Below are 14,437 nucleotides of genomic sequence, written 5' to 3'. Positions count from 1 at the left end.
ATTAATCGGCCTGACGGGCAGCCGTCACCGGGCGCGTCACTACCGCGCCCTGATCGTTAATCCACGTCATGGTGGCGTCAGGCGCGATACGGTTGAGCGTGACCGGTACGCGTAGCGTTTCGAAAGGCGCTACGGTCCGTGAAACGAGCTGTGCTTTGCTGGCAGGCCCCGCCAGATTCAGGCTTGAGAGCGCCAGGTAATAGCCGCTGTCGTTGTGTAAATTCAGAAAGCGTTTCTGGCCCTGGTCTTCCAGCCAGATGCGGGTGCTGGCCTCCATTTTTGCCGGATTCCCCTTGAGCGATGCGGGGCGAACCAGCACCTTAACGCGGGTTTTCAGCACCACCAGCAACTGGTTTTTAGTTTGATTCGTCTCGCTCGGGGGGATTTGGAGAATATTCAGCCAGTAAAGCGATTCGCGATCGGTCGCGCCCGCCGTGCCGGTATAGCGCAGCCGTAGCGTGTGCCCACTGTGCGGAGCAAGGCGAAACATCGGCGGCGTGAGCATAAAGGGCGCACGCGCCGATTGGGGCGTGGAGGATTCATTCCCTTCATCCACCCACGCCTGAACGACATTGGGAAAGGCATCCTGATTGGTTAGCTGGACGCTGACTTCACGTGCCGATGACGGGTAAATCACCCGGTTTCCGGTCATTACCACGCTCGCTAAACTGGTAAAGCTGGTCAGCAACAGCCCCCATAACAGCAGACCTCTCCCTGGATTCATCACCCTGCTCCTTGCTTACGTCTTAAAGATAAGAGATGGCGTACTGCACCGCGCTCACCACCGTACCTGCCGTGGCGCTGCCGGTTGGCGTGAAGTACTGAACCGCAAAATCGTGCTCGCCAGCGGTCTCACCCGCGCGCAGGACAATGCCGTCAACGGCCTGCATGGCACGGAGATCGATTGCCATAGAGGCAGTACTGTCTGTCATCAGTTGCAGTTCAACATTTTGCGCGTCGCCGGTATTCGCTAAGTTGCCGCTGGCTGTGACGTTGGTGCCGATAAACAGCGTTTTAAGTTGCATATCTGAGGGGCCCGTCGTGCAACCGCTCACGCCCATGGTGAACGTCGTCAGCCCTGCGGTATCCGCCGGATCGCTCAGTTCGCTTTTATTTACCGTCGGCAGCAGGACCACCGGACGCGCGGCTGAACCATTAACGGTAACGGAACAGGTTTGCTCTGTTACTTCACCCCGAAAAGTAATGGTGTTTGCTGAATCAGCCATGACTGAACAAGCTGCGAATAAACTCATCACGCCCGTCAGCGCGAACCCTTTTTTTAAAACATTCATGTTTTTCATTGGTATTCCTTGTATATAAATAGCGGCTCTGCTTATTGATGAGTGATATGCAGCGCCATTGATCGACAGCACCGTTAAAATGCAGATAATTAAAACCTGGCGTTTCTGTTAATATTAACTTCCCCTGGTGCTGGCTTTATAATAGGAATTTTCTTACGGATTTAAACCTTTATTTTATTAAGGCTATTTATGGCAGAGTTTAATTAAGAATAACCGTCTGATACAGTAATTCACTCATGGTTAACCACTTGATTTAACTGACACTTAATCTTTAACAGGCGCTTCCATGATGGCAAGCATAGTAAAAATTATTTTCCTTAAACGGCTCATTTAAGAATAAAACATCACTATTTGATGGAGAGTAGCGGGGATTTAATAATGATAGATAACCGGGCGGATAATGAACGCCGCCCGGTTGATACCCTTTATCAGGCGATGGTCACTTTACCATCCAGATATACATCCTGAACGGCGTTAATTAACTTCACGCCGTCTGCCATGGATTTCTTAAAGGCTTTACGCCCCAGAATTAATCCCATGCCTCCGGCACGCTTATTAATCACCGCCGTTTTCACCGCATCCGTTAAATCGGCTTCGCCGCCCGACGCGCCGCCGGAATTTATTAATCCGGCACGTCCCATATAGCAGTTCGCCAACTGATAACGCACCAGGTCGATAGGGTTGTCGCTGGTTAATTTGCTGTAGACGCGCTCGTCGGTATAACCATAATTCACCGCTTTATAGCCGCCGTTATTTTCCGCCATCTTCTGCTTCACGATATCCGCGCCGATGGTGGCCGCCAGATGGTTGGCCTGACCGGTTAAATCGGCGCTGACGTGGTAATCAACGCCGTCTTTCTTGAAGCCGGCGTTACGCAGATAGGCCCACAGCACCGTCACCATACCCAGTTCATGAGCACGTTCAAACGCCGCCGAAATTTCTTCAATCTGGCGACGCGACGCTTCAGAGCCAAAATAGATGGTTGCGCCGACGGCAACCGCGCCGAGATTAAAAGCCTGTTCGACGCTGGCGTACAGCGTCTGGTCATAGGTATTCGGGTAGCTCAGGGTTTCGTTGTGGTTAAGCTTCACCAAAAACGGAATGCGGTGGGCATAGCGGCGCGACACCGAGGCCAGCACGCCATAGGTTGACGCAACACAGTTACAGCCCGCTTCAATCGCCAGTTCAACGATGTTCTTCGGATCGAAATAGAGCGGGTTGGCAGCAAACGAGGCGCCTGCCGAATGCTCTACGCCCTGGTCAACCGGCAGAATAGACAGGTAACCCGTCCCTGCCAGCCGCCCGGTGTTGTAGAGGGTTTGCATGTTTCGCAGCACCGCAGGCGGGCGGTTGTTGTCAACCATCACTCGGTCGACATAATCCGCACCGGGCAGGTAAAGATTGTCTGCCGGAATGGTCATACAACGATGCTGTAACAGGCTATCGGCCTCTTTGCCAAGCAACTGCGCAATATCAGTCATAATACGCTCCCGTAAGGTCCTCTGTGAGGTGAGAAGTTCCATGCCCGCAAGGGCGCGGGCAGCACTAAGTCTGATACGCAAACGGGTAATTTTCCACCATCTGGCGCAGTTTTCGCCTGTATCCTTTCAGCTCACAGAATGAAAAACTACCTTAACGGCAATCACTTAGATGAAGCGCATTACCACCAGGCGTGAAAATGATGAACCGGGCCGATGCCCTGTCCCACTTCCAGCGAGTCCGCCGCCGCCAGCGCCGCCGACAGCCAGGCTTTGGCTTCCACCACCGTATCCGCCCAGTTTTGATGGCGCGGGCGCAACGCCGCCAGCGCCGCCGACAACGTACAGCCGGTGCCGTGGGTGTTTTTAGTGGCGATGCGCGGCGCGGTAAAGCGTGTTGCACTATCGCGGGTAAACAGCCAGTCGGGGCTTTCCGGGTCGTCGAGATGACCGCCTTTCATCAGCACCGCTTCACAGCCGAGTGCCAGCAGCGCTTCACCCTGATGGTGCATCTCCTGCTCGTTGCGGGCATGGGGCGTATCCAGCAGCGCGGCGGCTTCGGGTAAGTTTGGCGTGATCAGCGCGACGTGGGGCAATAGCCGCTCACGCAGGGTCGCCACCGCCGATGGCGACAGCAGCGGATCCCCGCTCTTCGCCAGCATCACCGTGTCCAGCACCACATTGGCAACCCGATAATGCGTCAGCCGTTCGGCCACGGCATCGACGATATCCGTTTCCGCCAGCATGCCGATTTTCACGGTATCAATACGTAAATCGCTGAACACGGAATCAAGCTGCGCCGCCACGAAATGCGGCTCAATGCGACAAACCGACTGCACGCCGCAGGTGTTTTGCGCCACCAGCGCGGTGATCACCGTCGCGCCATAAGCGCCCAGCGCGGAAAAGGTTTTTAAATCTGCCTGGATACCCGCGCCGCCGCTGGGATCGGTACCGGCAATGGTCAATGCGTTAATGCGTTTCATCGTGCCGCCTCCTTGTGCAGGAGAGACAGCGCGTCGAGAAAAGCGGCCGGAAAGCTGCCCGGCCCCTGGCATTGCGTAGCCGCCCGCTTGCCGGCCTGGGCGAAAATTCCGCAGGACGCCGCGACGTTGTCCAGCCGCGAACCCGGCAAGGCGCAGGCTGTGGCGACCACCGCCGATAAGGCGCAGCCGGTGCCTACCACTCGCGTCATCAGCGGGTCGCCGCCGGTAACCGCCAGGGTACGCTCGCCATCAGTGACGTAATCCACCTCGCCGGTCACCGCCACTATCGCCCCGGTTTGCCGGGCCAGTTCGCAGGCCGCGCTTAACGCTTCCTGCGCACCCTGGGTGGTATCCACGCCGCGCCCGCCTGCGCCATTACCCGCCAGCGCGAGGATTTCCGAAGCGTTACCGCGGATAGCCGCAGGTTTCTGAGCGAGGATCTCCCGGGCAAAGCGGCTGCGAAACGCCAGCGGGCCTACGGCAACCGGGTCGAGCGTCCAGGGTTTGCCCGCGCGGTTAGCGCCGTCAATCGCCGCCCGCATCGCCAGCGCCTGTTCCCGGGTCAGCGTGCCGATATTGATCAGCAGCGCATCGGCAATGGCGCTAAACGCCAGCGCTTCTTCGTGATCCACCACCATAGCGGGGGACGCGCCTACGGCGAGCAGCACGTTGGCAGTAAAAGACTGCACGACTTGATTGGTAAGACAGTGAACGAGTGGCGAATGTGCGGCCAGCAGGCTGGCGACGTGCGCGGTATGCGCGGGGGAAAGCAGGTCAGGTTGCATGTTTCGCTCCTGCCAGGCTGTGAAGAAGGGATACCCGGCAGGTATCTGACTTCCCTACGCTGGCATTATCCAGATCAGGTGGTACGGGTATTTCTCAGCCTTCACAAAGAAGGGCACCCCGAGTCAAGTTACGCATGAAGGATAAGGAAGCGCCTTTTCAAAAGCAAGCCTTGCGCGGACGGGGCGTGAGCGGCAAAAGAAAAAGCCAGAGTTTCCCCTGGCTTTTCGTTTTCATAGTAATCAGGACAGCGCTTCAACCGGCTCCGGCTGCGCGCGGGCGCGCCACAGCACAATCCAGCGTTGGATAGAGGAAATCATAATCACCAGCCCCAGCACCACCATAATGATGGAAATCGTGCCGTTGAAGATGTTGAAGCCTTTGGCCGCAGAGTTGAAATAGACGTTTTTCACCATCCAGTACGCCGCGTAGTTTACGGTGATGTACAGGTAGGAGAGCGGTACCAGGCAGGTCAGCGCATACCAGCGTTTTTTCGACATCCGCATGATGATGGTCGCGCCAATCATCAGGCCAATCGACGCCATCAGCTGGTTAGAGACGCCAAACAGCGCCCAGACGGAGTTGATATCGCCGGAATTCAGTAGGTAGCCCCACAGTAAGCAGGCAACGATGCTGCAACCAATCGCGCCAGGCATCCAGTTGGTGCGTTTCAGCGGAGCCCACAGGTCGCCGAAGAAATCTTGCAGCAAATAGCGCGCCACGCGGGTACCGGAGTCAACCGCCGTGAGGATAAATACCGCTTCGAACATCACCACAAACTGGAAGAAGTAAGACGCCAGATTGCTGAACCACGGAATGCGGGTAAAAATGTCCGCCATGCCTACCGCCAGGGTTACTGCCCCGCCGGTACGCCCGTATAAATCCAGACCAATTTCTTCGCTCAGTTTCGGCAGGTTAACCACATCCATACCCAGACCGGCAAACACCTGCGGCGCGGAGTTGATGGCGAAGTAGTCCGCCGGATGCAGCGCGGTAGCGGCGATCAGGGCCATGACGCCCACCACGCATTCAGCGCACATGGCACCGAACGCGACCGGCAGGATATCATTCCATTTGTCGATCTGTTTCGGCGTGGTGCCGGAACCGATAAACGCATGGAAACCAGAGATCGCGCCACAGGCGATGGTGATGGAGATAAACGGCCAGACCGGACCGGCCAGCACCGGACCGTTACCGTGGATGAACTGCGTCACCGCCGGGAACTGGATTTCCGGGTTAATAAACACCACGCCAATCACCAGCGCGCCAAACACGCCGATTTTCATAAAGCTGGACAGGTAACCGCGCGGGGTTAACAGCATCCAGACCGGCAATGCGGTGGCGAAGAAGGCGTAGAACGGCAGCACCAGGCTGACGGTTGAGGCTTTCAGGCTCAGCCATTCGCCAAACGCAGAAGCCTGGATGTACGGCCCGGCGATCACACAGCCGAAAATCACCAGAATACCGACCCAGGTCGCGCCACGCATGCTACCGGTGAAACGCTCCCACAGGCCAACACCAATCGCGACAGGGATAGTCATAAACACCGCGAAGGTGCCCCACGGGTTACGCTCCAGAGCATGAACCACCACCATGGAGAGCCCCGCCATCGTGATGGTGATGATAAACAGCATCGCCAGGCCCGTACACCAGCCCGCAACCGGGCCAAGCTCGGATTTCGCCACTTCAGACAGGGATTTGCCCTGATGCTTCATGGAGGCGAACAGCACCACGGTATCGTGTACCGCGCCGCCCACCACGCAGCCCACCAGCAGCCACAGGAACCCAGGGAAATAACCGTACTGGGCAGCCAGCACCGGCCCTACCAGCGGGCCTGCGGCGGCGATAGCGGCAAAGTGGCTGCCGAAGTTCACCCATTTTTTAGTCGGGACGTAGTCTTTGCCGTCCTCATAAACATGCGAAGGGGTAACCTCGCTGTCATCTGCGTTCAGTACCTTACGGACAAAAAATACGCCGTACAGACGGTAGCAAATGGCAAGGATACACAGGGTCGCAATAACAAACGTCAGTGCGTGTGACATAGCCAACTCCAGGGATAAGAAAATATTCAGCGTTATCCTGGCATGGCGATGTCACACAATAAGGCGGGATTTGCTCCAGCGGTCGTATTGCAATCTAAGCGGTCAGAAACCGCTACTGAGCGGCGGAGGGGTTAAAGCGGTTCGCCAGTCCCTTGAGGAAATTACGCAGAAACTGATCGCCGCATTCGCGATAGTTTTTATGTTCCGGGGCACGCATCATGGCGGTGATTTCCGGCATCGAGACGCGGAATTTCTGCTCGGTGAGGATCGCCAGAATATCGTCAGTTTTCAGCTCAAAGGCAATGCGCAACTTTTTGAGAATAATGTTATTGGTGATTTTACGGTCGGCTTTCAGCGGCGGCTGGCTCTCATCTTTGCCGCGACGCAGGTAAATCAGGCCGTTTAAAAACGAAGAGAGGATCAGATCCGGGCAGCGCGCAAAGCCTTCGTCTTCCTCTTTTTTCACGTACTGCACCACCTGCGCGGCGCTGACTTCTACATCCGCCAGCGCCAGGGTGGAGATGATGTCGTTATTGTTCATTTTCAGGGTGTAGCGAAGGCTACGTAAAATATCGTTATTCAGCACTGGCGTGTTCTCATTAATACGGCGGGAAAAGACCAGTGTACCATTTTCCACTGGCCCACTGACGATAAAAACGCGCTACAGCCCCAGCGCTTCTTTAAGGGATTTCAGATAGCGGCGGCTGACCGGCACGGTTTGCCCGTCGCGTAGCAGTAACTCCGCCTGGCCGTTCTCCTCAAGACGGATTTCTTTCAGGTGCGCCATATTCACCAGATATTGCCGGTGGCAGCGCAGCAGCGGCGTGCGGCTTTCCAGGGTGCGTAGCGTCAGCTCGGTAAAGCCCTCCTGTCCCTGGGCGCTGGTGACGTACACCCCGCTCATCCGGCTGCTGACAAACGCCACGTCCTCCATCTGTAATAGCCAGATGCGGCTGTGCCCGGTGCAGGGAATGTATTTGAGGTGCTGCTGGCTGGCGCTGAGCAGCGACACATCCTGCGGCGCGCGCTCCTGGCGCAGGCGGTCGAGGGTTTTCGCCAGCCGCCCGGCTTCAATGGGTTTTAGCAGGTAATCAAAGGCGTGCTCTTCAAAGGCTTTTACCGCGTACTCATCGTAGGCGGTGAGAAACACGATGCCGGGGCGGTGGCTTGGGTCGAGCATACCCACCATCTCCAACCCGGAAATGCGCGGCATCTGGATATCAAGAAACAGCACGTCGGGGCGCAGCCGGTGTACCGCGCTGATGCCTTCTACCGCGTTGGCGCATTCGCCGACAATGTCGATATCGCTGTGTTCCTGGAGCAAAAAACGCAAGTTCTCGCGCGCCAGCGGTTCATCATCAACCAGAAGCACCTTTAACATGGGGATCCCACCATCGGTAGTTGTAGGGTTATACGGGTAAAATGGTCCGGCTCGCAGCTCACGGTCATGGAACACTCATCGCCAAACCGGGCGCGCAGCCGTTTTTCCACCAGGCTCATCCCCAAACCGTTCGCATGCGGTTTTGGTTGATACAGCCCGGCGTTGTCTTCAATTTCCACTACCAGCCAGTCGCCCTGTTGACGGACGCTGAGCTGAATTTTTCCAGTGTCCATCATCTGAGACGTGCCGTGTTTGATGGCATTCTCAACGATGGGTTGCAGGGTAAACGCCGGTAAGCTGACGTGTGCCAGCTCGGCAGGCAGCGTCAAAGTGACCTGCAAATGCGCCTGGAAACGCGCCTTTTCGATTTGCAGATAGGCGTTAACGTGCTCAATCTCATCGGCAAGGGTGACGATCTCTGAAGGGCGCTTCAGGTTTTTGCGGAAAAAGGTCGACAGATATTGCACCAGTTGCCCGGCCTGCTCGCTGTCGCGGCGGATCACCGCCATCAGGGTGTTCAGGGCGTTAAACAGAAAGTGCGGGTTCACCTGGGCGTGCAGCAGCTTGATTTCCGACTGGGTCAGCAGCGCTTTTTGCCGCTCGTACTGGCCCGCCAGAATTTGCGCCGACAGTAGCTGCGCAATCCCCTCCCCCAGGGTGCGGTTAATGGAGCTGAACAGGCGGTTTTTGGCTTCGTAGAGTTTGATCGTGCCGATCACCCGGTGATTTTCGCCGTACAGCGGGATCACCAGCGTCGAGCCTAGCTTGCAGTGCGGATGCAGCGAACAGCGGTACGGCACTTCGTTGCCATCGGCATAGACCACCTCGCCGGACTCAATCGCTCGCCAGGTATAAGAAGAAGAAATAGGCCGACCGGGCAGATGGTGATCGTCACCGATGCCGGTAAAGGCGAGCAGCTTTTCACGGTCGGTGATGGCCACCGCGCCGATATCCAGTTCTTTCCAGATAACGTGGGCCACTTTGGCGCTGTTCTCTTCGTTAAATCCGAGGCGCAATATCCCCTCGGTGGACGCCGCCACCTTGAGCGCCGTGGCGGAAAATGCCGAGGTGTATTTCTCGAACATGGCGCGCTTATCCAGCAGGATACGCATAAACAGCGCTGCGCCTACGGTGTTAGTCACGATCATCGGCGCGGCGATGCTTTCCACCAGCTTGAGGGCATCGTGATAAGGCCGGGCAATCAGCAGGATAATCATCATCTGCACCAGTTCGGCGACAAAGGTGACTGCCCCGGCGGTAAGCGGGCTGAACAGTTTATCGCTGCGGCCCCGGCGGATTAACACGCTGTGCACCAGCCCGCCCAGCAGCCCTTCGACGATGGTGGAAATCATGCAGCTCCAGGCCGTCATGCCGCCCATGGAGTAACGGTGCAACCCGCCGGTCAGGCCCACCAGGCCGCCCACCACCGGCCCGCCCAATAAACCGCCCATCACCGCGCCAATCGCCCGGGTATTGGCGATGGAGTCTTCAATATGTAAACCGAAATAGGTGCCGAGAATGCAGAAAATCGAGAATGTGACGTAGCACAGCAGCTTATGCGGCAGACGTACGGTGACCTGCATCAATGGGATAAACAACCGCGTCTTGCTCATCAACCACGCGATGACCAAAAAAACGCACATTTGCTGGAGCAACAACAACACCAGGTTAAACTCGTACATACTCCACACACCGGGCTTTCGATTGAAAGCGCGTAAGATACCCGGCACGCAAAAGACTTTCTATGAAGATGCACAAAAAAGTGACGAATTCTGAATCAGACCTGACAATCCGCCCGTGGCAAGAGACCGATCGACCGTTTTTACGCACCCTCTACCTGCACGCCCGGCGCGAGGCCTGGCCGTGGCTGGATGCCAGCCAGTGGCGACTGGAAGATTTTGACGCCGCCACGCTCGGCGAAACCATCTGGGTAGCGGAACAGGACGGGCACCGCGTTGGTTTTGCCTCGGTGCTGGAGAATGACAATTTTCTGCATAACCTGTTTATCGACCCGCAGTATCAGGGGTCAGGCGCGGGCAGCGCGCTGTTACGTAAGGTGCAGGAAGATTTTACCAGCACCGGAGCGTTGAAATGCCTGGTGAAAAATGAGCCTGCGGTGGCGTTTTATCAGCGTCACGGGTGGGAGATTGAATCAACAGGCGACAGCCCGGAAGGTGAGTATTACCTGATGCACTGGAAACAAAAAAAGGCAGACTCGCGTCTGCCTTAATACAGTTACACCGCGCGGAAAGCGATTTCGCTCGGGATCACTTCGCCCTGCCAGTAGAGCTGCGCCGCAACGCGCCCTGCCAGTTGGCGGTAAATCTGGGTGAATTCGCTGTCCGGGCGGCTCACCACCGTCGGCTGACCGCGGTCGAGGTCTTCACGCAGCGTGATGTGCAGCGGCAGTTGGCCGAGCAGCGAAGTATTGTACTGCGCCGCCAGTTTCTCCGCGCCGCCGGTGCCGAAAATCGGCTCGTGGTGGCCGCACTGGCTGCACACGTGCATGCTCATGTTTTCGACAATGCCCAGCACCGGCACGTCCACTTTCTCGAACATCACGATGCCTTTTTTGGCGTCGATTAGCGCGATGTCCTGCGGCGTGGTCACCACCACCGCGCCGGTCACCGGCACGTTCTGCGCCAGCGTGAGCTGGATGTCACCGGTGCCCGGGGGCATATCCAGCACCAGGTAATCCAGTTCCGGCCATAACGTTTCAGACAGCATCTGCATCAGCGCTTTGCTGGCCATCGGGCCGCGCCACACCATGGCGTTATCGTCAGTCACCAGATAGCCGATTGAGTTGCTGGCAAGCCCGTAAGCGACAATCGGGGCCATATGGGTGCCGTCCGGCGAAGTCGGGCGCTGGTGTTCGGTGCCCAGCATGGTCGGGATTGACGGCCCATAAATGTCGGCATCAAGAATGCCCACTTTCGCCCCTTCGGCGGCCAGCGCCAGCGCCAGGTTGACCGAGGTGGAAGATTTCCCTACCCCGCCCTTGCCGGAGCTCACGGCGATAATGTTTTTCACGCCGTTGATGCCCGCCTGGTTTTTCACGCGCTTCAGGGTGGCAATCTGATGGGTCAGTTTCCAGTCGATGGCTTTTGCGCCGGTAATGCGCAGCAGATCCGCGCTCGCCGTCTCTTTCAGCTCTTCGAACGCGCTCTGCCAGGCGAACGGCATTTGCAGTTCGATATGAATGACGTCATCCATCCACGCCACGTGGTGCAGCGCCTTCAGGGCGGTGAGATTATGTTTCAGGGTGGGGTGCTGGAAATTCGCCAGCGTCCCGGCAACGATGGCTCGCAAAGCTTCCGGGGATTTGGCCTGGGATTGAGGACTCATCCCGACTCCTTTGTAATTGTGTTTTGATAAGGGTTCGAAGCGTTAAGCATACCAAAAAGGGAATAATTCCCCCAGCCTTCGCTTTTGGGTTACCAAATAATTACCCATTTGGTAATATCAAACCCCCTTTTTACCTGGATGATGTAATTCTCACTATGACTCAAGTCGCGAAAAAAATACTGGTAACCTGTGCCCTTCCCTATGCGAACGGCTCGATCCACCTCGGCCACATGCTGGAGCATATCCAGGCTGATGTCTGGGTTCGTTACCAGCGAATGCGCGGCCACAACGTCAACTTCATCTGCGCCGACGATGCCCACGGCACGCCGATTATGCTCAAAGCCCAACAGCTTGGCATTACCCCGGAGCAGATGATTGGCGAGATGAGTCAGGAACATCAGACCGATTTCGCTGGCTTCAACATCAGCTACGATAATTATCATTCCACGCACAGCGACGAGAACCGCGCGCTGTCGGAGCTGATCTACACCCGTCTGAAAGAGAACGGTTTCATCAAAAACCGCACCATTTCCCAACTGTTCGACCCGGAAAAAGGCATGTTCCTGCCGGACCGTTTCGTTAAAGGCACCTGCCCGAAATGTAAGTCTCCGGATCAATACGGCGATAACTGCGAAGTGTGCGGTGCGACCTACAGCCCGACCGAGCTGATCGAACCGAAATCCGTGGTCTCCGGCGCGACGCCGGTAATGCGTGAATCCGAGCACTTCTTCTTCGATCTGCCGTCGTTTAGCGAAATGCTACAGGCATGGACCCGCAGCGGTGCGTTGCAGGAGCAGGTCGCCAACAAAATGCAGGAGTGGTTCGAATCCGGCTTACAGCAGTGGGATATCTCCCGCGATGCGCCGTATTTCGGTTTCGAAATTCCCAACGCGCCGGGCAAATACTTTTACGTCTGGCTGGATGCGCCGATCGGCTATATGGGCTCGTTCAAAAACCTGTGCGACAAGCGCAGCGATCTCAACTTTGACGACTGGTGGAAAAAAGACTCCGACGCCGAGCTGTATCACTTTATCGGTAAAGACATCGTGTACTTCCACAGCCTGTTCTGGCCGGCGATGCTGGAAGGCAGCGGCTACCGCAAGCCAACCAACCTGTTCGTCCACGGCTATGTGACGGTGAACGGCGCGAAAATGTCTAAATCGCGCGGCACCTTCATCAAAGCCAGCACCTGGCTGAACCATTTCGACGCCGACAGCCTGCGCTACTACTACACCGCCAAGCTCTCCTCGCGTATCGATGATATCGACCTCAATCTGGAAGATTTCGTCCAGCGCGTGAATGCCGATATCGTCAACAAAGTGGTTAACCTGGCGTCCCGTAACGCCGGCTTTATCGCCAAACGTTTTGACGGCGTGCTGGCGGCGGAACTGGCTGACCCTGCGCTGTACAAAACCTTTACCGACGCGGCGCAAAGCATCGGCGAAGCCTGGGAAAGCCGTGAGTTCGGTAAAGCTGTCCGGGAAATCATGGCGATGGCCGACGTAGCCAACCGCTACGTTGACGAGCAGGCACCGTGGGTAGTGGCAAAGCAGGAAGGCCGCGATGCCGACTTACAAGCGATTTGCTCTATGGGCATCAACCTGTTCCGCGTACTGATGACCTGGCTGAAGCCGGTACTCCCGCAACTGAGCGAGCGCGCCGAAGCGTTTCTGAACACCGAACTGACCTGGGACGCCATCCAGCAGCCGCTGCTCGGCCATAAAGTGAACACCTTTAAAGCACTGTACAACCGTATCGAGATGAAACAGGTTGAAGCGCTGGTTGAGGCGTCAAAAGAGGAAGTGAAAGCGGCAGCCGCACCGGCAACCGGCGAACTGGCGGATAACCCTATCCAGGAAACCATCAGCTTTGATGAATTCGCGAAAGTCGATTTGCGCGTGGCGCTGATTGAAAACGCCGAATTTGTCGAAGGCTCTGACAAGCTGCTGCGCCTGACGCTGGATCTGGACGGCGAGAAACGCAACGTGTTCTCCGGCATCCGCTCTGCGTACCCTGACCCGCAGCTGCTGATTGGCCGCCTGACGGTGATGGTCGCCAACCTGGCGCCGCGCAAAATGCGCTTTGGCGTCTCCGAAGGCATGGTGATGGCGGCGGGCCCTGGCGGGAAAGATATCTTCCTGTTAAGCCCTGACGACGGCGCTAAGCCCGGCCAACAGGTCAAATAAACATGATGCCCTCCTTGCGAGGGCATTTTTTTGGCCTGCATATTTTCGTTTGGGTCAATCCGTCTTTCGAATAGCCGTGCAAAAATACACAATACATTTTGCCTGGTTAGCCTGCTACCTACTACAGTTAAGTGGGGATTTTTAGCTCAGAGAGAGGGTGGTATGGCGCTTTACACCATCGGTGAGGTGGCGGAGTTGTGTGATATTAATCCTGTCACACTCAGGGCATGGCAGCGGCGGTACGGGCTGGTTAAGCCGCAGCGCACCGATGGCGGGCACCGCTTATTCAACGAATCTGACATTGACCGGATCCGCGAGATCAAACAGTGGGTAGATAACGGCGTCCAGGTCAGCAAGGTAAAATCGCTGCTGCTGACGGACGCGCAGGACCCCGGCTCCCAGTGGTATCAAATGCAGGAGACGTTATTGCGGCTGCTGCGCGCCGGGAATATTAACCGGGTGCGCAACTGGGTGAGCGAAACCGGCCGCGATTACCCCGCCCAAACGCTGGTCGACAAGCTGTTTATTCCTCTTCGTCATCGTCTGCTCAGCCAGCAGGCCGCCCTCGCTACGCTCCTGAGCATCCTTGATGGCGTGCTCATCAATTACATCGCCCTGTGCCTGTCGTCGGCGCGCAAAAAAAGCGGCAAAGACGCGCTGGTGATCGGCTGGAATATTACTGATACCACTCGCCTGTGGCTGGCGGGCTGGAGCGCGACGCAACGCGGCTGGCGGGTGAGTATTCTGGCGCATCCGGTCACGCAACTGCGCCCGGAGATTTTCGAAGGCCAGACACTGCTGGTGTGGTGTGGTGATAACCCCACGTCTCAGCAGCGCACACAGCTGGCGCAGTGGCGCGAGGATGGCCGCGCGATCATTGATTTAAACACGCCGGAAGCGCTCTAAACGGCGCAACAAAAATAACAAAGGTGCAACCT

At 56.8% G+C, this 14,437-nt stretch carries 13 protein-coding genes and 1 riboswitch; of the genes, 3 read left to right on the top strand and 10 right to left on the bottom strand.

The annotated features are described in order from the left end of the window. Window position 1: 1 nt before the first annotated feature. The 9 genes from RT120_RS01275 to RT120_RS01235 all read right to left on the bottom strand — a co-directional run bounded on the left by RT120_RS01275 (window position 2) and on the right by RT120_RS01235 (window position 9,650). Complete coding sequence (locus RT120_RS01275) at window positions 2-724, bottom strand: molecular chaperone (RefSeq protein WP_312978489.1); 723 nt, start codon at window positions 722-724, stop codon at window positions 2-4. A 22-nt stretch (window positions 725-746) separates the two neighbouring features. After that, the gene (locus RT120_RS01270) at window positions 747-1,292 is read right to left on the bottom strand and encodes a fimbrial protein (protein ID WP_409515014.1); all 546 of its coding nucleotides are present in this window, start codon (window positions 1,290-1,292) and stop codon (window positions 747-749) included. Between the two features lie 437 nt (window positions 1,293-1,729). Next, window positions 1,730-2,782: a class I fructose-bisphosphate aldolase gene (gene fbaB / locus RT120_RS01265; RefSeq protein WP_312978485.1), complete on the bottom strand. Its 1,053-nt coding sequence runs from the start codon at window positions 2,780-2,782 to the stop codon at window positions 1,730-1,732. 179 nt (window positions 2,783-2,961) lie between these two features. Then, entirely contained in the window at window positions 2,962-3,762 is an 801-nt protein-coding gene (thiD, locus tag RT120_RS01260) for a bifunctional hydroxymethylpyrimidine kinase/phosphomethylpyrimidine kinase (protein WP_312978483.1), read from the bottom strand. After that, window positions 3,759-4,547, bottom strand: a complete 789-nt coding sequence (gene thiM / locus RT120_RS01255) for a hydroxyethylthiazole kinase (protein WP_312978481.1) — start codon at window positions 4,545-4,547, stop codon at window positions 3,759-3,761. Before thiM ends, thiD begins: the two co-directional genes overlap by 4 nt. A gap of 34 nt (window positions 4,548-4,581) precedes the next feature. Further along, window positions 4,582-4,678: riboswitch (TPP riboswitch) on the bottom strand. Between the two features lie 109 nt (window positions 4,679-4,787). Further along, window positions 4,788-6,587: a carbon starvation protein A gene (locus tag RT120_RS01250; protein WP_312978479.1), complete on the bottom strand. Its 1,800-nt coding sequence runs from the start codon at window positions 6,585-6,587 to the stop codon at window positions 4,788-4,790. Between the two features lie 112 nt (window positions 6,588-6,699). After that, window positions 6,700-7,173 carry a DUF1456 family protein gene (locus RT120_RS01245; RefSeq protein ID WP_312978817.1) on the bottom strand — a complete coding sequence of 158 codons (474 nt, stop codon included), beginning with the start codon at window positions 7,171-7,173 and terminating at the stop codon, window positions 6,700-6,702. Window positions 7,174-7,248: 75 nt separating this feature from the next. Continuing rightward, window positions 7,249-7,968, bottom strand: coding sequence for a two-component system response regulator BtsR (gene btsR, locus RT120_RS01240; protein WP_312978477.1), 720 nt, complete (start codon window positions 7,966-7,968; stop codon window positions 7,249-7,251). After that, entirely contained in the window at window positions 7,962-9,650 is a 1,689-nt protein-coding gene (locus tag RT120_RS01235; protein WP_312978475.1) for a sensor histidine kinase, read from the bottom strand. Before RT120_RS01235 ends, btsR begins: the two co-directional genes overlap by 7 nt. A gap of 62 nt (window positions 9,651-9,712) precedes the next feature. Between RT120_RS01235 and RT120_RS01230 the strand changes: the two genes are divergently transcribed. Continuing rightward, window positions 9,713-10,198 carry a GNAT family N-acetyltransferase gene (locus RT120_RS01230; RefSeq protein ID WP_312978473.1) on the top strand — a complete coding sequence of 162 codons (486 nt, stop codon included), beginning with the start codon at window positions 9,713-9,715 and terminating at the stop codon, window positions 10,196-10,198. A gap of 5 nt (window positions 10,199-10,203) precedes the next feature. Here RT120_RS01230 and apbC read toward each other — a convergent pair whose 3' ends face one another. Continuing rightward, on the bottom strand, window positions 10,204-11,313 hold the full coding sequence (gene apbC, locus RT120_RS01225; RefSeq protein ID WP_312978472.1) for an iron-sulfur cluster carrier protein ApbC: 1,110 nt from the start codon (window positions 11,311-11,313) through the stop codon (window positions 10,204-10,206). A 155-nt stretch (window positions 11,314-11,468) separates the two neighbouring features. On the opposite strand from apbC, the gene metG reads away from it, so the two are divergent. Together metG and RT120_RS01215 are read left to right on the top strand one after the other, a co-directional pair. Beyond that, window positions 11,469-13,499 carry a methionine--tRNA ligase gene (metG, locus tag RT120_RS01220; protein ID WP_312978471.1) on the top strand — a complete coding sequence of 677 codons (2,031 nt, stop codon included), beginning with the start codon at window positions 11,469-11,471 and terminating at the stop codon, window positions 13,497-13,499. A gap of 162 nt (window positions 13,500-13,661) precedes the next feature. After that, window positions 13,662-14,405, top strand: coding sequence for a MerR family transcriptional regulator (locus tag RT120_RS01215; protein WP_312978470.1), 744 nt, complete (start codon window positions 13,662-13,664; stop codon window positions 14,403-14,405). Window positions 14,406-14,437: the final 32 nt, after the last annotated feature.

It is taken from the genome of Atlantibacter sp. (assembly GCF_032062175.1).
In the GTDB taxonomy this organism is placed as follows: Bacteria; Pseudomonadota; Gammaproteobacteria; order Enterobacterales; family Enterobacteriaceae; genus Atlantibacter.
Note: the sequence above shows the minus strand (reverse complement) of the source record. Positions and strands in the feature narration are given on the sequence as shown.

Coding starts and splice junctions, on each gene's coding strand:
- fbaB (WP_312978485.1), bottom strand. CDS start 2,782: ATGACTGATATTGCGCAGTTGCTTGGCAAAGAGGCCGATAGCCTGTTA.
- RT120_RS01275 (WP_312978489.1), bottom strand. CDS start 724: ATGAATCCAGGGAGAGGTCTGCTGTTATGGGGGCTGTTGCTGACCAGC.
- RT120_RS01235 (WP_312978475.1), bottom strand. CDS start 9,650: ATGTACGAGTTTAACCTGGTGTTGTTGTTGCTCCAGCAAATGTGCGTT.
- thiD (WP_312978483.1), bottom strand. CDS start 3,762: ATGAAACGCATTAACGCATTGACCATTGCCGGTACCGATCCCAGCGGC.
- RT120_RS01250 (WP_312978479.1), bottom strand. CDS start 6,587: ATGTCACACGCACTGACGTTTGTTATTGCGACCCTGTGTATCCTTGCC.
- metG (WP_312978471.1), top strand. CDS start 11,469: ATGACTCAAGTCGCGAAAAAAATACTGGTAACCTGTGCCCTTCCCTAT.
- apbC (WP_312978472.1), bottom strand. CDS start 11,313: ATGAGTCCTCAATCCCAGGCCAAATCCCCGGAAGCTTTGCGAGCCATC.
- thiM (WP_312978481.1), bottom strand. CDS start 4,547: ATGCAACCTGACCTGCTTTCCCCCGCGCATACCGCGCACGTCGCCAGC.
- btsR (WP_312978477.1), bottom strand. CDS start 7,968: ATGTTAAAGGTGCTTCTGGTTGATGATGAACCGCTGGCGCGCGAGAAC.
- RT120_RS01270 (WP_409515014.1), bottom strand. CDS start 1,292: ATGAATGTTTTAAAAAAAGGGTTCGCGCTGACGGGCGTGATGAGTTTA.
- RT120_RS01230 (WP_312978473.1), top strand. CDS start 9,713: ATGAAGATGCACAAAAAAGTGACGAATTCTGAATCAGACCTGACAATC.
- RT120_RS01215 (WP_312978470.1), top strand. CDS start 13,662: ATGGCGCTTTACACCATCGGTGAGGTGGCGGAGTTGTGTGATATTAAT.